This is a genomic window from Roseimarinus sediminis (assembly GCF_050433125.1).
GTDB classification, from domain to species: Bacteria; Bacteroidota; Bacteroidia; order Bacteroidales; family Prolixibacteraceae; genus Roseimarinus; species Roseimarinus sediminis.
The window spans coordinates 258,410-278,666 of sequence record NZ_JBNPXV010000003.1; the positions used below are offsets into that span (position 1 = coordinate 258,410).

A 20,257-nucleotide genomic window follows, 5' to 3' on the forward strand; every position below is an offset into this window, starting at 1 on the left:
CATGGCACAATGATTGATCACTTGCCCCACATTGATCATTGAAAACATTAAAAAAACATTCAGATATTATGGGAAAAATTATAGGAATTGATTTAGGAACCACCAACTCGTGTGTTTCTGTAATGGAAGGAAATGAACCCGTTGTTATTCCAAACAGCGAAGGTAAACGCACTACCCCGTCCATTGTTGCTTTTGTTGAAAATGGCGAACGCAAAGTGGGTGACCCTGCCAAACGTCAGGCCATCACCAACCCGCATAAAACCATTTATTCTATTAAAAGGTTCATGGGTGAAAACTACCAGAACCTGGCAAAAGAAGTTAAACGGGTGTCGTACGAAGTAGTAAAAGGCGACAACGACACTCCGCGTGTAAAAATCGACGATCGCATGTATTCACCCCAGGAAATTTCGGCCATGACGCTTCAGAAGATGAAGAAAACTGCTGAAGACTATCTTGGACAAGAAGTTACCGAAGCCGTAATTACCGTACCTGCTTACTTTAACGATGCCCAGCGTCAGGCCACCAAAGAAGCCGGTGAAATTGCCGGGCTCACCGTGCGCCGTATCATCAACGAACCGACAGCTGCATCGCTGGCTTATGGTCTCGACAAGATGGATCGCGACATGAAGATTGCCGTATTTGACCTTGGTGGGGGTACCTTCGATATTTCGATCCTCGAACTGGGCGACGGAGTATTTGAAGTAAAATCGACCGACGGTGACACCCACCTGGGTGGTGACGACTTCGATGATGTCATCATCAACTGGCTGGCCGATGAGTTCAAGAGTGACGAAGGAATTGATCTGCGTCAGGATCCCATGGCACTCCAGCGTTTGAAGGAAGCAGCTGAAAAGGCAAAAATCGAATTATCAAGCTCTACTTCGACCGAAATCAATCTTCCCTACATTATGCCGGTGAATGGTATTCCCAAACACCTGGTAAAGACACTGACACGGGCCAAATTTGAGCAACTGGCCGACAAACTGATTCAGGCAACCATTGAGCCTTGTCGTCGTGCCATGAAAAATGCCAACATGAGCAACAGCGACATCGACGAAGTAATTCTCGTAGGTGGATCGACCCGTATTCCTGCAGTTGTCGAAAAAGTAAAGGAATTCTTTGGAAAAGCACCTTCAAAAGGTGTTAACCCCGACGAGGTAGTTGCTGTTGGTGCTGCAATTCAGGGCGGTGTTCTTACCGGCGAAGTAAAAGATGTATTGCTGCTCGACGTAACTCCGCTTTCGCTGGGTATCGAAACCATGGGAAATGTAATGACCCGTTTGATCGAATCGAATACCACCATTCCAACCAAGAAGACAGAAACCTTCTCAACAGCTGCCGACAACCAGCCATCGGTTGAGATTCACGTATTGCAGGGAGAACGCCCCATGGCCAGGGACAATAAAACCATCGGACGCTTCCACCTCGACGGCATTCCGCCGGCACCACGCGGTGTACCACAAATCGAAGTAACTTTCGACATCGATGCCAACGGTATTTTGCATGTTAGTGCCAAAGACAAGGCCACCGGTAAGTCGCAAAGCATTCGTATTGAAGCTTCATCGGGATTGAGTGATGCCGAAATCAAGCGCATGAAGGAAGAAGCCGAAGCCAATGCCGATAGTGACAAGAAAGCCAAAGAGCGCATCGACAAACTGAACCAGGCCGATGCCCTGATCTTCCAGACAGAGAAGCAGCTGAAAGAATTTGGCGACAAACTGCCGGCCGACAAAAAAGGCCCCATTGAAGAAGCACTCAAGAACCTGAAAGATGCCCATGCAAAACAGGACCTCGATGCCATCGACAAAGCGTCGGCTGAGCTGAACAACGTGTTCCAGGCTGCATCGCAGGAAATGTACAATGCCCAGCAACAGGCCGGAGGACAGGGTGCACCACAAGGTGAGCCGCAGGCTGATCCAAACGCCGGCAAAAGCAAAGGCGACGACGGTGAAGTAACCGATGTTGACTTCGAAGAAGTGAAGTAAGCAGCGAGCATTCACACACTATCATATATTCCACACCAGGAACCTTATTAATTAAGAGAGGCTGTCAAAACTGACAGCCTCTCTTTTTTTACCTGAGTAAATAAAAACCGATGCGCATTAAAAAAAATCCTATGCTTATAGGATTGTAAACCGATGCGCATAAAAAATAATTCTCTGCGCATCGGTTTTAAGGTCCATCACCAACAGTTTTAATCACCGGCATTCGAAACTAACTGAAGGCCGAATGAGCCTTGATAATGCACGGAACAAATGGCAAAAATTACTACACACTCTTCTGATATTCCAGCAATTCAAGCATGGTTTTAAGGTCTTTTCCGGGTGTAAAGATCACCTTTGCCCCGGTAATGATGTTTGCATTGACCTCATCGGCGGTAATTTTACCTTCACTTGAAAAACTAACACGTAAACTTCCCAATTCACCCATCCGCACAATGTTACCATTGGCCAGTGAATCTTTCATCACATCGACCATGGCATAAACCACTGCGCGAATGTCAGCACCACTTACGGTACAAATCTTTTCAATAGACTTTGTAAGTCCTGACAATGTCAACTCACCGCTCATAACGGGCGATGCGTAAAACTTTTTTTCTCCGCCACCAGGCACTCCCGGCTGGCCGCGTTCAATTACATTAAATTTGATACTCATAGTTTTTTGGGTTTTAATTATTATATATTCCTGCAGGGGCAAAGTCGTTGGGGCCCGGCCCGAAACAAGGGATGGTTTTCAATATGAGCACAAAGTTACCGACATGCGCCAACGACATTCCATATCATCGACATTCACATCCTGTAATCAAACATGAAATTAAAACATTGTATTGAATTACAGCACACAAGCGACCCGAAAGATGAGCACCATTTCACGAAGGGGCAATTTAAGCAGTCGAAATGTACATTTTTACCAGCTTTATGTAAGCTTTGCTTTTCTTTTGTATCTTGCAAATAAAAAATGCTTGTAGCCTTTGTTCAGAACGCCGCAGTGCTCATCACCCTTTCGGTTTTTTATGGTGTAATCAAATGGTACCGACCAGTAAACAAACACCTTTACCATTTACTTCAGGGAAGTTTGTTTGGAATTATCGCAGTGGCTGCCATGATGATGCCCTATGAGTATGGTGCCGGTATGATTTACGATGGCCGTTCAGTCATCCTCACGCTGGCTGGTTTTTGGGGTGGAGGATACAGTGCTGTTTTTTCGGTGATCATTGCAGGAGCCTATCGTGCTTATTTGGGCGGAGTTGGTATATGGGCCGGCCTGGCCACCATTGTTTTCTGCACCCTGTGTGGTTTTCTCATCAGGCAAACACTCAAGAAAAAGATCGACGAACTTGCTATTTACAGCTTCTGGCTTATTGGCTTTGTGGCCCATCTGGTGATGCTGGCCAGTCAGCTTTTGCTTCCCGCCAATTCACTCAGGGTGATACCAACCATTGCCGTGCCGGTGCTGCTGGTATTTCCCTTAACTTATGCTTTTATCTCCAAACTGATCCAGCTCATTGGCCGCTATATTCATAGTGAACAACGAATCAGAGCGTCTGAAACCTTGTACCGCACTACCTTAATGAGTATTGGCGATGCCGTAATTTGTACCGACCACAGGGGCATCATCTCACAAATGAATGCAGTAGCCGAAACCTTAACAGGCTGGAGCTTTGCTGATGCCAAAGGAAAACCCCTCGATCAGGTCTTTAAAATCATCAATGAAAACGATCGGCAAACGGTTGAAAGCCCCTTCTCGAAGGTGATGAGCAGCGGTTCGATTGTTGGTCTGGCCAATCATACCTTGCTCATCTCCAACCATGGCGAAGAAATACCCATTGCCGACAGCGGTGCTCCCATTAAAAATGAAAAGGGAGAAATTACCGGAGTTGTTTTGGTTTTTCGTAATCAGAGCGAGGAAAGAGCCTATCAAAAACAAATCGCCAAAAGCGAAGCTCTGTTCCGGGAGTTGGTCGAATCGACCGACTCCATTGCATGGGAGTATGACCCGGAAAACGACAAATGGATTTATGTTGCCCCCCAGGCAACTCAAAAGCTGGGCTATTCGCCTGCTGAATGGACCAGTTTGAATTTCTGGAAAGAAAATATTCATCCCGATGAAAGGGAAACGATGGCTAAGCATTTTATGGCCAACATGGCCCCTGGAACTTCTCATTCAATGGAGTATCGCTTCAAACGAAAAGATGGCAGCTACCTTTGGCTTCGCGATGTGGTGTCGGTCGAGATGCAGAACAATAAGGCCGTTAAAATGCGGGGCGTGATGTTCGACATCACTGAACGAAAACGATCAGAGCTTGAGTTAAAGGAAAAAAACACCTTTATCCAAACAGTACTCGACCAGCTGCCCATTGGCATTGCCCTCAATGAAATCGATGCGGGAAATGCCTTCTACATGAACCGAAAATTTGAAGCGATTTATGGCTGGGAGGCATCTGAATTGAAAAACATTCCTTCTTTTTTTGAAAAAGTTTATCCCCAACAGGATTATCGAGAGAAAGTTATAAAAATGATCATGGAAGGAATCGAATCGGGTGATCCGCAAAAAATGCACTGGGAAAACATTATGATTACCCGAAGTGATGGCAGTCAAGGCTATGTAAATGCTGTCAACATACCGCTTCCCGAACAAAACACCATGGTATCAACAGTAGTCGATGTTACCAGCCAAACCCTTGCTGAAAAGGAATTGCAGGAAAGTGAACAACGTTTTCGAAACGCCATTTTGCTGGCCCCCATCCCCATTATGGTGCACGACGAAGATGGCAAAGTAATGAATATCAGCGAAGGATGGAGCCATTTCTCAGGCTATGAACTCAAAGACCTGCCCACGCTGAAAGACTGGACATTAAAGGCTTTAGGCCCCAATGCCCGGGAGTTTGAACAGTTTATGCCTGGAAGCGAAGGCAATGAGACGGCCCTCTTTAACAAAGAATTTGAGATCACCTCACAGTCGGGAGAGCAACGCATATGGAATTTCTACACCACTTCGCTGGGCGAAAACGGAGGAAAGAAAATCAAACTCATTATTGCACCAGACATTACGCAAAGAGTGCGGGCAAAAGAAGAAATAGCAGAACAAAAGAAACTGTTTGAAACCATGTTCAACAGCATCTCCGACGGGGTGGTTATTACGAATGCGAAAAGAGAAATCATTCTGGCCAACCAGGGGATGAAATCGACCTTTGGCTACGAAAACGATGAATTAATTGGTAAGACGACCGAAATACTCTATGCCGACCAGGGACATTACAATGAAACAGGAAACAGTTATTTTAATGAAGAAGCCGGAAGTAAAGAGAACTGGTATATTACCTATTACAAAAATAAACACGGTATCGTCTTTCCGGGAGAGACTTTTGGCGCCAAACTTTTTGACAACAACAACCAATGGATTGGCAATATCGGCATTATGCGAAACATTTCGGAGCGCGAGAAATTGATTTCCGACCTTATTGTTGCCAAGGAAAAGGCAGAAGAAAGCGACCGGCTAAAAACAGCCTTCCTGGCCAACATGAGTCATGAAATTCGAACGCCCATGAATGCCATTATGGGCTTTTCGAGTCTATTGCCTGAAGAAGACGACCGGAAAAAATTGGCCCAATATGCTGCCATTGTTGTTAAAAACTCAGAATACCTGGTTCACCTGATCGATGATGTAATGCTTTATTCAAAACTTCAGACCAATCTGCTTAAGTTCAATCCTGAAAAGTTTGAAATCAACGATTTACTCAGCGACCTGCGGCAACTCTTCAGAACAAAAGAAATAGAAACCGGCAACCAGTTTCTGACCAGCATTGCCAACAAACTAAGCCTTCCGGTTTTCACCGATTACGACAAACTCAAACAACTGTTAAGTAACCTCATTTCGAATGCCTTTAAATACACCTTTAACGGAAGTATTACAATGGGAGTCGAAGAAAATGAGAACCAGCTTCTGTTCTTTGTAAAGGACACAGGAATTGGAATTCCTGAAACAGAAGCAAAGCATGTATTCGATCGTTTTTACCGTGCGCGCAACGTTCAAAAGGGTACTATTGGCGGAACCGGCCTTGGCCTAAGTATTGTTAAGGAACTTGCCACTTTACTTGGAGGTACTGTTTGGTTTGAAAGCAAACAGGATGAAGGAAGCACCTTTTATTTTTCACTGGAGACAAGAAAAGATACTGAAAAGTGATTTATCTCGATTACAATGCCACAACCCCCATTTCCCCGGAGGTTGTAGCCGAAATGCGGCCCTGGTTCGACACGAGTTATGGTAACCCTTCAAGTGCTTATGCCATTGGCCGAACCAGCAAGGATGCCATTTATAAAGCACGTAAGCAGGTCGCGCGTTTGCTCAATGCCAGGCCCGAAGAAATTGTATTTACAAGTGGTGCCACCGAATCAAACAATTTGGCCATTCAGGGTTTTGTACTTGCCAATAAAGAGAAGGGAAAGCACATTATTACTTCGGCTGTCGAACATCCGGCGGTGCTTGAAGTATGCAAACACCTGGCCACCCGGGGCTATGAAATTACCTGCCTTCCGGTTAATGCTTTGGGCCGGGTTGATCCTGCCGATGTTGAAAAGGCCATTCGCCCCGATACGGTACTCATTAGCATCATGCACGCCAATAACGAGGTGGGAACCATTCAAGCCATCAGCGAAATTGCCACCATTGCAAAGAAAAACCGGATTGCTTTCCACACCGATGCGGCTCAATCGCCGGGCAAAATTGAAGTGGACGTACAGCAACTAGGCGTTGACCTGCTCACCATTGCCGGGCATAAAATGTATGCGCCCAAAGGCATTGGCGCCTTGTATATCAGGCAGGGTGTTAAAATTGAAAATTTATTTCATGGCGCAAGTCAGGAAAAGGGCATCCGTCCGGGAACCGAAAATGTGCCTTACATTGTTGGGCTGGGAAAAGCTTGTGAACTGGCACAACAAAACCTTACGGCCAACAGCACACACCTTTCAATGCTCCGTGACCAGCTCCTTCGTGGCTTGCAGGAAAAATTGGGAACCACTGTAAAAGTAAACGCCGAGCTGTCGAGTTGCTTGCCAAATACCCTAAGCGTAGCATTTGAAAAAATCGAAGCACATACCTTGGCTTCAATCATTGAAAAAGAAGTCTGTATCTCCACCGGATCGGCCTGTCATGCCGATTCAATTGAAATATCACCAGTGTTGACAGCCATGAATATCGACAGGTTGACTGCTGCAAGCACGGTTCGTATTTCGCTTGGGAAACCAACTACTGAGGAGGAAATCATAAAGGCCATTGAAATCATTACAAAGGCAGTTAATCAATTAAAGAAATAAATGTATTAACATTGACAAATTTAATATCTATTTTACCGGGAATTTGTTGACTGACCTTGCCGATAACTTTGTCAAACCGGGCGGAGAATCACTTTATATCGACGAGGTACCCAAATAAACCGAAATCGATCGCAACAGCTATATTGCTGCCGACGGGATCGAATATGGATATGCCAATCATATTCCGCTTTGGCTTTTTGGCTTTTTATATTGATCCGTCTTGTTCAAAATCACTAACTTCGCAACATGGAAACTCGAAAAAAACCCAAATTTCATAAGCGTATCTTTTGGGATGTCGATTTTGAGCAACTCGATTATGATACCAAAGCCAATTTCGTGATAGAACGGGTATTTGAACGGGGCGATGTAGACGATATACGTCAGTGCCGCAGGTATTATGGCGATGAGAAAGTAACGGAGGCATTGCTGAATGCAAAATTTCTTCCTTTGCATACCATTTACTTTGCAAGTGCAGTAATAGATAAACCTATTGAAGAATTCAGATGCTACACACTGAGACAATTGAACCCGGAACTTTTTCCGTATTAACAGAACTGATGGGGATTGATGAACTCCAATCTTTTTCTTTGGTTGGTGGTACTGCCCTCGCACTGCGATTTGGTCACCGTAGTTCAATCGATATTGATTTATTTTTACACGAGAAATTTGATATTCCTAAAATTGTTAAAGTACTGGAACGAAATTTTGAAACTCGTTTCTCATACAAACAACAACATACGCAGTTTGGTATTTTTTGCTTTATCGATGAAGTGAAGGTTGATATTGTTTACTATCCACATCTGCCAATTTATCAAATTGAAACCGAACAAAAAATCAGAATGTACAGCGATGCTGATATCGCAGCAATGAAAATTCAAGCGATATTGGGTCGCGGTAAGAAAAAAGACTTTTGGGATCTTTATGAACTTTTACAACGATACTCTTTAAACCAGATCATCGATTGGCACAAACAAAAATATCCAAACCAAATGCTGACCATTAGCATACCCCATGCAATTACCTATTTTGTAGATGCCGATAACAGCGAAACTCCTGTTAGTTTTAAAGGTCAAACCTGGGAAAAAATTAAAAAGGGCATTAGTAAGGTAGTGCGCGATTATCTGAGCTGATCAGTATTTATTACTTCGACCAGGCTAAACGGAGTTGATCATACCTTACCCTTTTCCCAAACAAGCATCAATTCTGCTTACGAGCAGGTCGGTTTCTTCTTCGTCCCTGGTTGTAAGCCCCGCCTCTGGTATTTTCTCCGTTGGCTGCAAAAACCCGCTGTCGGTCTCCCGACTGACTAGAACGTTTTGCTTTCCTCTGATTCGAAGTTTCCCGCGTTTTTGGAGCCGATTCCCTTGAATCACCTTCCTCTTCATGCATAAAAGGATGCTTCTCAATTACAGGTATCTGCTGATCGATGAGCTTTTGAATGGCACGCAGATAAGTGCGCTCTTCGCGGTCGCAAAACGAGACCGACTCACCGCCTGCATTGGCCCGCCCGGTGCGTCCGATACGGTGCACATAGGTTTCGGGAACGTTGGGCAAATCGTAATTGATGACCAACGATAGTCCGGATACGTCGATTCCCCGGGCTGCAATATCGGTTGCTACCAGTACCTTCAATTCCCCTTTCTTAAAACTTCCCAGTGTTTTCTGTCTTTGTGTCTGCGATTTATTGCCATGAATGGCATCGGCCGTTACACCAGCTTTTTTAAGCACCCGCGCTATTTTATCAGCACCATGTTTGGTACGCGAGAAGACCAGCACACTTTCGTAATTTTCCTCTTTCAGTAAATGAACAAGGAGCTTTGGTTTATTGGGTTTGGTAACAAAGTAAGCCAACTGTCCTACCTTTTCGGCTGTTGTTTGTTCGGGATTGATGGTAATCTTTTTAGGATCACCCAGTATTTTGTGTGACAGGGCTACAATTTCAGCCGGCATGGTTGCCGAGAAAAAGAGCGACTGACGTTCGATGGGCAATTTGGCAATCACTTTCCGTATATCGTGTACAAAACCCATATCGAGCATGTGGTCGGCTTCGTCGAGCACAAAATGCTCCACATCGTTCAGGTGAATGAATCCCTGATTAATCAGGTCGAGCAGGCGTCCGGGAGTGGCAACCAATACGTCCACACCACTTTTAAGGGCCATTACCTGGTTGTTTTGTTTTACTCCGCCAAAAATCACGGTGTTTCTAAGACCGGTATAACGGCCATAATGGGTAAAACTCTCTCCAATTTGCAAGGCCAGCTCACGTGTTGGAGTGATTACCAGCGCATTAATTCTGCGCTTTCCTTTTCGTTGATCTATTTTCTGATAAAGCTGCTGCAATATAGGGATTGCAAATGCGGCTGTTTTTCCTGTTCCGGTTTGTGCACATCCCAGCAAATCGTTGCCTTTCAGCAAAATTGGTATCGACTGTTCCTGTATTGGCGTTGGATGAGTATAACCTTGTAGCTCGATGGCTTTTAAGAGGGGATCAATTAATGCTAATTCTTTAAATGTCATGTAAATTGTATAAGGGCGCAAAGATAGGTGAAAACTTTTGATTTATAACATTTTAAAAAAACAGCCCCGAAACCGGGGCCATCACCAAAAATCTTTTGCGCTTAAGTAACTGAATAGCTGACAACAGCATGTTTCAAATCAGCTATTTCTTTTTTCGCTTTTTCTTTTGTTCGTAACGTTCTTCTTCCAGTGCTGCCTTTTTCATTACGGCTTTCCAGTCGTTTTCTTCGTTTCCGCCAAGCAACAAAGTTGCTTTGTAGTCGCCTTTTGCTATTTCAACTTTTTCAATCTCCCTGCCGATGTATTCTTCAATTTCAGCCAACATGGCTTCCTCTTCTTCGCTACAGTACGAAAAGGCAGATCCCTTTTGCATCCCTCTGCCGGTACGGCCAATGCGGTGTACATAGTTTTCAGCCTTGTCGGGCAGGTCGTAATTAACCACCACATCCACATTGGGGATGTCGATTCCACGGGCACTGACATCGGTAGCAATTAAGACTTTTACCTCGCCACTTCTGAACAACTGCATCGAGGTATTCCGCTCTTCCTGTGTTTTTCCGCTGTGAATATTCACCGTATGAATGTTTACCCGTGCCATTGCTTTCATCACCCTTTCGGCCCTTACCTTGGTACGAACAAAAACAAGAATCTTGCTTTCGGGATATTCCTCAATCAAACGCTCAAGAAAGAAACGTTTGTCATCCATGGCAATGTGCGCCACATAGTGCGTAATATTTTTTGATACCAAATTCTCGGGTGCAATCTGAATGCGTATTGGATTGTTCACCAAGGAATAAGCCAGCTTTTTAATTTGCGGATTAATGGTGGCCGAAAAATACAATGTTTGCCGCTTTTTAGGCAGGAAGCGAATCAAATCAGTAATGTCCTTATAAAAACCGCGATCGAGCATCTGGTCGGCTTCATCCAGAATCAACAAGCCTGCGTTTCGCAAATTAAGGTGTTGCTGATGAACCAGGTCGAACAAACGCCCCGGGGTGGCTACCAGTACGTCGATTCCCTTTTGCAGCTTTTCAATTTGTGGATCCTGATCCACTCCCCCAATTAATGCCAGACTTTTAATGCCTGTACCTGTCGATAATTGCTTAAAAACCTGATCGATCTGCAAGGCCAGCTCATGGGTGGGAGCCATCACAACACAACGTATGCCGTCGACCTTCTTTTTTGTGAGACCAAGCAAGTGCAACACCGGAATAACAAAAGCCGCTGTTTTACCAGTACCGGTCTGGGCAATGGCCAGCACATCCTCCCCTTTCAAAACATGAGGTATGGTTTTGAACTGAATATCAGTAGGACGTTTAAATCCGGCAGCCTCAAGGTTCTGCTTTATACGTGGATGAATGGAATAAGCTTCAAACTTCATTGATTCAATTTTAAGCCGCAAAGGTACATTTTATTCTGTGCATGAAATACCCTGTTTCATTTTTCCCGCCTATACCAGCTGCAGCACCGCCACCCAAAACGGAATGGCCAGCAAACAAATGCCATAACTGATGAGCATGATGCTTCCTATGGTCTGCCGATCACCGCCATAAGCCCTCACCTGTAAAATCAACGCGGTTGCAGGTGCAGCTGCCGATTCAATCATTAACATATTTGCCAACAGTGGATTGATCTGCTTCAACCCGGTCAGATAAATCACTGCAAGCACAATCAAAGGCAAAAGCATGTATTTGATTACCGAGAGTTTAATCAAATCCGACAATTTAGGAAACTGTTTTAACGAAATGCTTCCCAGAGTTGCTCCAAGTACAATGTTTGATACAGGAATGGTAGCATCCCCCACCAGGCCCACTGCATCCATCACCATGGAAGGAACAAAGCGATGAAGTCCCAGAAAAACAAGCATCAGGGTTGCCAGCGCCGAAACCAATGGCGGGGTTACAAACTCACGGGCTTTAACCGTCTTAAAGCTGCTGCCTGTAATCAGCACCTTTCCAATACTCCATACAATGGGCATAAAACCAATAAGGTAAAGAAAATTGTAAAGGGTATAGCGATCAAATTCGTCGGGATACATGAACATCCCAATGGGTAAAACCAGATAAATGGCATTCTGCATCGATGCCAGCGGGAAAAGAAATTGCTTTTCGTGTGCCTTTCTAAAATAAAAAAGATAACCCAGGGCAATACCAATGAAGATCATGGTAGCGCTGCTCAGGGGAATCATCCACCAGTAAGCGATTTCTCCAGGACGAAAACTGCTACTTATTTTCGAAAACAGCATCGCAGGCAATAGAATATTCACGGTTACTTTCGACAGGGCTTTAACCTGTTCGTCGCTAATAATCCCTTTCCTTACCAATAACCCGGCACCCACAATAATTATAAAAATACGCCCAACGGCACCCAGCATGGTGCCAAAAGCTTCGGTAAAAACTTCAATCATAGTCGACAAAGATAAACGTTTAGCCTAAATGCCAATCAAACTTCCCCTGCTTGAATAAAGAATGATCACAACCATGGAACCGAACGGGAATTCATTTTTCACTTGTTATGCCATAACAACACATGCATCTTTCCTGATGGAAGGGTGCATTTTTTATTACTGACTAATTACATGGACAAACAATAACTCTGAACCACTGTTATAATTATTGTTAAAAAACAACGCATTCATCCTAGTATTTAAATAGGATTTGTTAACTTTGTATCATTATGTTACAGAAAATGGGAAATATCATCATCGCCCTGTTGATCTTACTATCGTCAACAGGCCTTGTTATATCTCAACATTTCTGCAATGACCAGTTGGTAGAAACAGCCATTAACAGTGAAGCAGAAAGTTGCTGCGACGACGGGAACTGCTGCACAACAAACACGGTGCTCATCCAGCTTGACGAAGATGCTGTTAACCAAACACAACTACAGCTTCCCGCTAGCGAAATCAATCAACTTTTTTTGCCGGTCATCATCGCTTTTCTAAACAATCAGCTAAGTGATGCCCCTGTAAAAGAAATATTGCAGATGGCCGCTCCGCCACCTGCCGAAATAAAAACTTTTTTAGCATTTATTCAAAACTACCGTCTTTGAATACATTCTCATTGTAGTGGCATTGCAAATATTATAGCAATGCCAGATTAATAATGCAATTGTGAATCATTCAAATCGTTCGTATGCTGAATAAAATCATTCGTTTTTTTCTTGAAAACAAACTAGTTACAATCCTGTTCCTCACCGGCCTGGTAGCCTGGGGAGTTGTAACCTCGCCCTTTGGCTGGCAAATCGGGGCATTGCCATCGGATCCTGTTCCGGTGGATGCCATTCCCGATATCGGTGAAAACCAGCAAATAGTTTTTACCGAATGGCCGGGGCGCTCGCCACAGGATATTGAAGACCAGATTTCGTATCCACTCACTACTTATCTGCTGGGAATTCCGGGTGTAAAATCCATCCGCAGTTCATCCATTTTCGGCTTTTCCAGCATCTTTATCATTTTTGAAGAAGACATTGAGTTTTACTGGTCGCGTTCCCGGATACTGGAGAAGCTGGCTTCGTTGCCATCCAATCTTTTGCCGGATGGAGTGCAGCCGGCGCTGGGCCCCGATGCCACCGCGCTCGGACAGGTGTATTGGTACACCATCGAAGGTCGCGACAAAGAGGGCAATCCTACCGGTGGCTGGGACTTGCACGAAATACGTACCGTTCAGGATTTCTATGTAAAATACGGGCTGAATGCTACCGAAGGAGTTTCGGAAGTCGCTTCCATTGGTGGTTTTGTACAGGAATACCAGATTGATGTCAATCCTGATGCCCTGAAGGCCTACAACATTCCACTTCACAAAGTGATGATGGCGGTCCGGAATTCGAACAGGGATGTTGGTGCAAAAACCATCGAAATTAACCAGGCAGAATACCTGGTGCGCGGATTGGGCTACATTAAAAGTGTGGAAGACATTGAAAAAGCCGTTGTGGCCGTTCAGGAGAATGTGCCCATCCGTATTCAGGATATTGGCGTGGTCAATTTAGGCCCATCCACCCGGCGCGGTGCCCTGGACAAAGACGGAGCCGAAGTGGTTGGAGGGGTTGTGGTGGCACGTTACGGAGCCAATCCATTGCAGGTAATCAACAAGGTAAAAGATAAAATCAAAGAGATTTCACCTGGCCTCCCCAAGAAAACGTTGTCCAACGGGGTGGAAAGCCAGCTCACAATCGTTCCGTTTTACGACCGTTCAGGTCTTATTTACGAAACATTGGGAACGCTCGAAGAGGCTATTTCACTGCAAATTCTGATTGTCATCCTTGTGGTTATCGTGATGGTGTACAATTTGCGTGCTTCATTTCTGATTTCCAGTCTATTGCCCATTTCCGTGCTGATGGTTTTTATTGCGATGCGCTATTTTGGTGTCGATGCCAACATTGTGGCTTTATCGGGTATTGCCATTGCAATCGGGACGATGGTCGATTTGGGGGTGATTCTTTCGGAGAACATCATCAAGCATGTTGATGAAGCCCCGCCCGGACAGAAACTGATAACCACCATTTACAACGGCGCTTCCGAAGTAAGTTCTGCAATATTAACTGCGGTTTCAACCACCATTGTAAGTTTTATCCCTGTATTTACCATGCAGGCCGCCGAAGGAAAATTGTTTGGCCCGCTGGCTTTTACCAAAACCTTTGCACTGATTGCAGCACTCATTGTTTCCCTTTTCATTTTGCCCATGCTGGCCCACTGGTTTTTTGGCGCCCGCATTAAAAGCCGCACGATTAGAAAATGGGTGAATAGAATGCTCATTCCTGCTGGAATAATCTTACTGATTTTCGGCCAGACCTGGGCTGGTTTAATCCTGCTGGCTTTTGGATTAGTTGGTGTGTTGAAAGAGTTTAGAGGTGAGAAGCTAGAGACTAGAGATGAGAAGTTAGAAGAAAAAGGCGCTACTTTTTGGAATACCTCAATTCAGGGGAAATTAAAATCATTCACCCAATGGCTACTTGAGCATGCCGAAATCATTATTGTACTTATTGGTGTAATCTGGCTGCTGGCCAAATACTGGCTTCCGCTGGGACCTGCCAAAAGCCTGGTAATGAACGTTGCTTTTGTGGCCTTGCTGGTGATGCTGATTTTAGGGTTCTTCACAATTTTGGAGTATTTCTACAAACCCATACTCAAATGGTGTTTGAACCATAAAGTCACCTTCCTTTTGATTCCTTCCTTCCTGATTCTTTTCGGGGCAACAACATGGATGGGTTTCAACAACATCTTTGGTTTTGTAGCCAAAGGTTTTGATGCCATGGGATGGAATGTCCGTACCACCAAAGTATGGTCAGGATTGAGCCACACCTTTCCCGCCATCGGGAAGGAATTTATGCCTTCGCTCAACGAGGGAAGCTTTTTGCTGATGCCCACTTCCATGCCCCATTCTGGTTTTGAATACAACCGAAAAGTATTAGGACAACTGGATATGCTTATTTCCAACATCCCTGAGGTGGAAATTACCGTGGGAAAATTAGGAAGAGTTGAATCGGCACTCGACCCGGCGCCCATTTCAATGTATGAAAACGTGATTAATTATAAGCCGGAATACCTGCTGAATGAGCGAGGCCATCGGATGCGATTTAAAGTGGACAGGGACAAACGTTTTATTCTCGCTTCGGGAGATACGCTTTCCAACGAGGAAGCATTGAAGCGAGGCGTTTCGCGTGAAGATTTAACTCCCGATGACCGCGGAAACTATTACCGCAACTGGCGGCCTGAAATCAAGTCGCCCGACGACATCTGGAATGAAATTGTAAAAGTGGCTAAAATCCCGGGGGTTACGTCTGCGCCAAAACTTCAGCCCATTGAAACACGGCTGGTGATGCTGCAAACCGGAATGCGCGCCCCCATGGGAATTAAAGTATATGGCCCCGACCTGCCCACCATTGAAGCATTCGGAATGCAACTGGAAGAGGTATTAAAAGAAGTTCCTTCAGTAAAAGCCGAAGCGGTGTTTGCCGACCGGATTGTGGGCAAACCCTACCTGCACCTCAACATCAACCGTGAGAAAATTTCGCGTTATGGCTTAAGCATTGAAGATGTACAGCAAACCATCGAAACAGCCATTGGTGGCATGACAATTACGTCAACAGTGGAAGGTCGTGAACGTTTTCCGGTGAGGGTACGCTATCCACGTGAACTTAGGGACAATCCTGAATCGCTGCAAAGAATCTTAGTTCCAACACCAACAGGCGCACAAATCCCCCTCTCACAGCTTGTTGATTTTGAATATGTAAGAGGTCCACAGGCAATAAAAAGCGAGGAGACTTTTTTGGTGGGGTATGTTTTATTTGATAAAAAAGAGGGGTTCTCCGAAGTAGGAGTAGTCAACGATGCGCAGCGTGCCATTCAGGCCCGGATTGATTCAGGGGAATTAAGCGTTCCGGCAGGAATCAGCTACAAGTTTTCGGGAAGTTACGAGAACCAGGTAAGAGCTGAAAAGCGCCTTTCCATCATTGTGCCGCTGGTTTTGGTCATTGTATTTCTGATTCTCTACTTTCAGTTTAAATCAGTTGCCACTTCACTGATGGTCTTTTCAGGCATTGCCATGGCCTTTAGCGGTGGCTTTATGATGCTTTGGCTTTACGAGCAGGGCTGGTTTATCGATTTTACCCTGTTTGGCACCAACATGCGCGAATTGTTCCAGATGCACACCATTAACCTGAGTGTGGCGGTGTGGGTAGGCTTTATTGCACTGTTTGGCATTGCAACCGACGATGGTGTATTGATGGCCACCTACCTCGACCAGAGTTTTGCCCGGAACAAAACCGATCATCTGAAGGGAATCCGCGCGGCTGTGATTGAAGCCGGACAACGGAGAATCAAACCTGCAGCCATGACCTCGGCAACTACGATTATCGCCTTGCTGCCCATTTTGACCTCAACCGGTCGCGGCTCCGATATCATGATTCCGATGGCCATCCCGGCTTTCGGAGGGATGATTTTTGCCGCCGTTACCTATTTTATTGTGCCGGTGTTATACAGCATGCGGGAAGAGCAAAAACTAAAAAGGAGTCAGTCATGAAGAAATTAATAACTATAATAATCATTCTCATTTCAGGAATAAGTGCTGTGAAGGCACAAACACTGGACAGCTACCTTGAAATGGCGGCCAAAAATAACCCGGGCTTGCAAGCCAAATACAAGGAATTTGAGGCAGCTATGCAGAAAATTCCGCAGGTAAACGCACTGCCCGATCCATCGTTCTCTTTCGGCTACTTCCTTTCACCGGTCGAAACGCGGGTTGGACCGCAACGTGCTAAATTTTCGCTCAGTCAGCTATTTCCATGGTTTGGAACGCTGAAGGCAAAAGGAGATGCTGCAGCTTTAATGGCTGAGGCAAAATACCAGTCATTTCTGGAAGCCCGGAACAAGTTGTATTTTGATGTGTCTGCCGCTTATTACCCGTTGTACGAATTACAACAGATGCAGGAAATCGAGCGGAAAAACATCAAAATCCTGGAATCGTATAAAACCATTGCCACCGGGAAATTCGGGAACGGTGCTGCTCCCATGGTCGATGTGCTGCGCGTGGATATCATGTTGAAAGACGCGCAAACCAACCTCGAAATTCTGAATAAAAAGGAACTCGCGCTGGTTTCCAGATTCAACAACCTGTTAAACCGGAGTGTGGAGTTGGATGTGATTGTGCCCGACACTCTGTTGACTGATTTTGAAATCAGCAGTTCAAAAGATTCGCTGCTGACAAAAAATCCAATGCTTGCCGCGCTGGAACTAAAAACCAGGGCAAGTAAAGTTAACGAAATAGTTGCCCAAAAACAGGGACTGCCAAATATTGGCGTTGGTTTGGATTACGTAGTTGTTGGAGAACCTTTAGGCATGTCGGTTGCCGATGCAGGCAAAGATGTGCTGATGCCGATGGTTTCTCTAAGCATTCCTCTTTTTCGCAAAAAATACGATGCAGCCAAAAAAGAAGCACAGTTCATGCAGGAAAGTTACTTGCTGCAGAAAGAGAATGCGCTCAATTCACTCTCTTCGGAATTCGACCGGACACTGTTCGAAATTTCACAACAACTTGATTTACTGGAATTGTATCGGGAGCAGATTGCCACAACGCAACAATCGCTCAACCTGCTGTTTAGTTCGTATGGCAACTCAGGTAAAGCGTTCGAAGAAGTACTGCGCATGCAACAAAAACTGCTTCAATACGAAAAACTGATGGCTAAAGCCACAGTCGAATATCACACGGCAATGGCCAGATTGGATTATATAACTGCAAAAAATACAAACAATGAACAATAAAAAAACAATTATCACAGCAATTGTCACCCTGGTTGTTGGATTACTATTGGGATGGCTGATTTTCGGCGGTTCGGAAGCTGAACCTGCAGACGAACACCTGCACGATACCGAAGTGGCGGAAGAAACTACGTGGACCTGCTCCATGCACCCGCAGATTCGCCAGTCAGAACCTGGCGACTGCCCTATTTGCGGAATGGATTTGATTCCGCTGGAAAATGAAAATAATGATGAAGGTCTCGATCCAAACGCTATCAGTATGTCGCCGACAGCCATGCAACTGGCAAATATACAAACGGCAATTGTGGGGAATATGGATTCGGTAAAAAAGGTCAGGCTTAACGGAAAAGTGCAGTCCGACGAACGGTTAGTTTACTCGCAGTCGTCGCACATTCCCGGCAGGATAGAAAACCTGATGGTAAATTTTACGGGAGAATATGTACAAAAAGGACAAGTAATCGCTTCAATTTACTCACCCGATTTGGTGACCGCGCAGGAAGAGCTGTTTGAAGCCCAAAATATCGGGGAATCGCAGCCTGCACTATTCCGTGCAGCCCAAGAGAAATTGAAAAACTGGAAACTCACAGAAGAACAAATTCAGCAAATACTGGAATCGGGGGCTGTACAGGAAAACTTTGAAATTCGTGCCGATGTATCAGGTTACGTTGCAGAAAAAATAGTGAACACCGGCGATTATATCAGCCGTGGCCAGGCAATCTATAAAATTGCCGATTTAACGCGTGTATGGATTTTGTTTGATGTATATGAATCGGATATGCCGTGGGTTAATCAGGGCGAAAAAGTTGCATTTACCATTGCTTCTTTGCCCGGAAAAACCTTCGAAGGTGAAATCTCTTTCATCGACCCGGTGATTGATCCAAAAACCCGGGTGGCAAAAGCCCGGGTGGTAGTGGCAAATCCAAACCTGGCATTAAAACCCGAAATGTTTGCATCGGGAGTGGCTGAGGCCCAATTATCCGGCGACAATGAAGCCCTTGTTGTGCCTAAATCGGCCGTAATGTGGACAGGCAAACGCTCGGTGGTTTACATCAAATCGAGTTCCGAACAAGGTGTTAATTTTATAATGCGTGAAGTGACTTTAGGACCTGCTTTGGGCGAAAGCTATGTTATTGAAAGCGGATTGATGGAGGGAGAAGAAATCGCGGTAAACGGAACCTTCAGCATCGATGCTGCCGCGCAGCTGGCCGGCAAACCAAGCATGATGCAGCGCCCCGAAAGCAAAACTATGGAAGTACCACAGCTATTCCGCCAACAAATTACAGAAGTAGCCAGGGCTTACTTCAACATCAAGAATGCACTGGTTAACGACGACCCGGAAACAGCTCAAAAAGCAGCCGGAAAAGTTTCGACAACGATCGAAAATGTGAACATGCAACAGCTCGAAGAAGAAGCCCATCAACGCTGGATGCCCCTGCAGAAAAAGCTGAAGGGAGCTTCTGCAATGATTTCAGCAAACGCTGACATTGAAAAACAGCGGGAGCATTTCAATACCTTGTCCGATGCCATGCTGGAAACCACCGAATCGTTCGGTCTTGAAATCGACAAAACCTACCGGCAGTTCTGTCCTATGGCTTTTGACGATAAAGGTGCCTTTTGGCTTAGTGAATCCGAAGAAGTATTGAATCCCTATTTTGGTGATATGATGCTTCGTTGTGGCGAAGTAAAGCAAACCTACCATAAAGGACAAGCAACTTATTTGAAAGACGATTCAGCCACACAACAAGCTGGATCGCATCATCATTAATCCTAATACTCATTAAAATTACATCAATATGAAAACAAAAATCTTAAGTTTAGTAAGTGTGTTCCTTTTAGGAACAAGTATGGTATTTGCACAGGCAAAAACTGAGAAATTTGAAGTGAAAGGAAATTGTGGTATGTGCGAAAAACGCATCGAAAAAGCTGCCAAAACAGTCGAAGGTGTCAGTCTTGCCGACTGGAACAAAGAAAACAAAATGCTTGAGCTAAGCTTTGATGAATCGAAAACCACCTTACACAAAGTACAAATGGTAATTGCCAAGGCAGGCCACGATACCCCCATGCACAAAGCCAAAGATGAAGTTTACAACAAACTTCCCGACTGCTGCAAATATGATCGCAGCGAAACTAAAAAGGAAATGAAAGGTCATGAAGGCCACAAGCATTAATTAAA

The 20,257-nt window shown here is 44.9% G+C and carries 14 protein-coding genes; 10 read left to right on the forward strand and 4 right to left on the reverse strand.

Annotated elements, in window-relative coordinates:
• Positions 1 to 68: 68 nt before the first annotated feature.
• Positions 69 to 1,985 (forward strand): molecular chaperone DnaK, encoded by a 1,917-nt coding sequence (gene dnaK / locus FHS86_RS05725; RefSeq protein WP_429412010.1) that lies wholly within the window; start codon positions 69 to 71, stop codon positions 1,983 to 1,985.
• Positions 1,986 to 2,268: 283 nt separating this feature from the next.
• Here the strand turns inward: dnaK and FHS86_RS05730 are convergent, their stop codons facing one another.
• Positions 2,269 to 2,655, reverse strand: a complete 387-nt coding sequence (locus tag FHS86_RS05730; RefSeq protein ID WP_429412011.1) for an HU family DNA-binding protein — start codon at positions 2,653 to 2,655, stop codon at positions 2,269 to 2,271.
• Between the two features lie 303 nt (positions 2,656 to 2,958).
• Here FHS86_RS05730 and FHS86_RS05735 point away from each other — a divergent pair, with 303 nt between their 5' ends.
• From FHS86_RS05735 to FHS86_RS05750, 4 genes are all read left to right on the forward strand, one after another.
• Positions 2,959 to 6,183: a PAS domain S-box protein gene (locus tag FHS86_RS05735; RefSeq protein ID WP_429412012.1), complete on the forward strand. Its 3,225-nt coding sequence runs from the start codon at positions 2,959 to 2,961 to the stop codon at positions 6,181 to 6,183.
• Entirely contained in the window at positions 6,180 to 7,313 is a 1,134-nt protein-coding gene (locus FHS86_RS05740; RefSeq protein WP_429412013.1) for a cysteine desulfurase family protein, read from the forward strand. Before FHS86_RS05735 ends, FHS86_RS05740 begins: the two co-directional genes overlap by 4 nt.
• A gap of 246 nt (positions 7,314 to 7,559) precedes the next feature.
• On the forward strand, positions 7,560 to 7,862 hold the full coding sequence (locus tag FHS86_RS05745) for a DUF6922 domain-containing protein (protein ID WP_429412014.1): 303 nt from the start codon (positions 7,560 to 7,562) through the stop codon (positions 7,860 to 7,862).
• Between the two features lie 8 nt (positions 7,863 to 7,870).
• Positions 7,871 to 8,443, forward strand: a complete 573-nt coding sequence (locus FHS86_RS05750) for a nucleotidyl transferase AbiEii/AbiGii toxin family protein (RefSeq protein WP_429412015.1) — start codon at positions 7,871 to 7,873, stop codon at positions 8,441 to 8,443.
• Positions 8,444 to 8,510: 67 nt separating this feature from the next.
• On the opposite strand, the gene FHS86_RS05755 is transcribed toward FHS86_RS05750, so the two are convergent.
• From FHS86_RS05755 to FHS86_RS05765, 3 genes are all read right to left on the reverse strand, one after another.
• Positions 8,511 to 9,830 (reverse strand): DEAD/DEAH box helicase, encoded by a 1,320-nt coding sequence (locus FHS86_RS05755; RefSeq protein ID WP_429412016.1) that lies wholly within the window; start codon positions 9,828 to 9,830, stop codon positions 8,511 to 8,513.
• 142 nt (positions 9,831 to 9,972) lie between these two features.
• A complete protein-coding gene (locus tag FHS86_RS05760) occupies positions 9,973 to 11,211 on the reverse strand; it encodes a DEAD/DEAH box helicase (RefSeq protein WP_429412017.1) in 1,239 nt (412 codons plus the stop codon).
• A 69-nt stretch (positions 11,212 to 11,280) separates the two neighbouring features.
• On the reverse strand, positions 11,281 to 12,237 hold the full coding sequence (locus tag FHS86_RS05765; RefSeq protein WP_429412018.1) for an AEC family transporter: 957 nt from the start codon (positions 12,235 to 12,237) through the stop codon (positions 11,281 to 11,283).
• 269 nt (positions 12,238 to 12,506) lie between these two features.
• On the opposite strand from FHS86_RS05765, the gene FHS86_RS05770 reads away from it, so the two are divergent.
• The 5 genes from FHS86_RS05770 to FHS86_RS05790 all read left to right on the forward strand — a co-directional run bounded on the left by FHS86_RS05770 (position 12,507) and on the right by FHS86_RS05790 (position 20,252).
• Positions 12,507 to 12,881: an HYC_CC_PP family protein gene (locus FHS86_RS05770; RefSeq protein WP_429412019.1), complete on the forward strand. Its 375-nt coding sequence runs from the start codon at positions 12,507 to 12,509 to the stop codon at positions 12,879 to 12,881.
• 83 nt (positions 12,882 to 12,964) lie between these two features.
• Positions 12,965 to 16,849, forward strand: coding sequence for an efflux RND transporter permease subunit (locus tag FHS86_RS05775; RefSeq protein WP_429412020.1), 3,885 nt, complete (start codon positions 12,965 to 12,967; stop codon positions 16,847 to 16,849).
• Complete coding sequence (locus FHS86_RS05780) at positions 16,846 to 18,087, forward strand: TolC family protein (RefSeq protein ID WP_429412021.1); 1,242 nt, start codon at positions 16,846 to 16,848, stop codon at positions 18,085 to 18,087. Before FHS86_RS05775 ends, FHS86_RS05780 begins: the two co-directional genes overlap by 4 nt.
• Entirely contained in the window at positions 18,077 to 19,849 is a 1,773-nt protein-coding gene (locus FHS86_RS05785) for an efflux RND transporter periplasmic adaptor subunit (RefSeq protein ID WP_429412022.1), read from the forward strand. The genes FHS86_RS05780 and FHS86_RS05785 overlap by 11 nt, the downstream gene beginning before the upstream one ends.
• A 28-nt stretch (positions 19,850 to 19,877) precedes the next feature.
• Positions 19,878 to 20,252 (forward strand): heavy-metal-associated domain-containing protein, encoded by a 375-nt coding sequence (locus FHS86_RS05790; RefSeq protein ID WP_429412023.1) that lies wholly within the window; start codon positions 19,878 to 19,880, stop codon positions 20,250 to 20,252.
• The last annotated feature ends 5 nt before the right edge of the window (positions 20,253 to 20,257 follow it).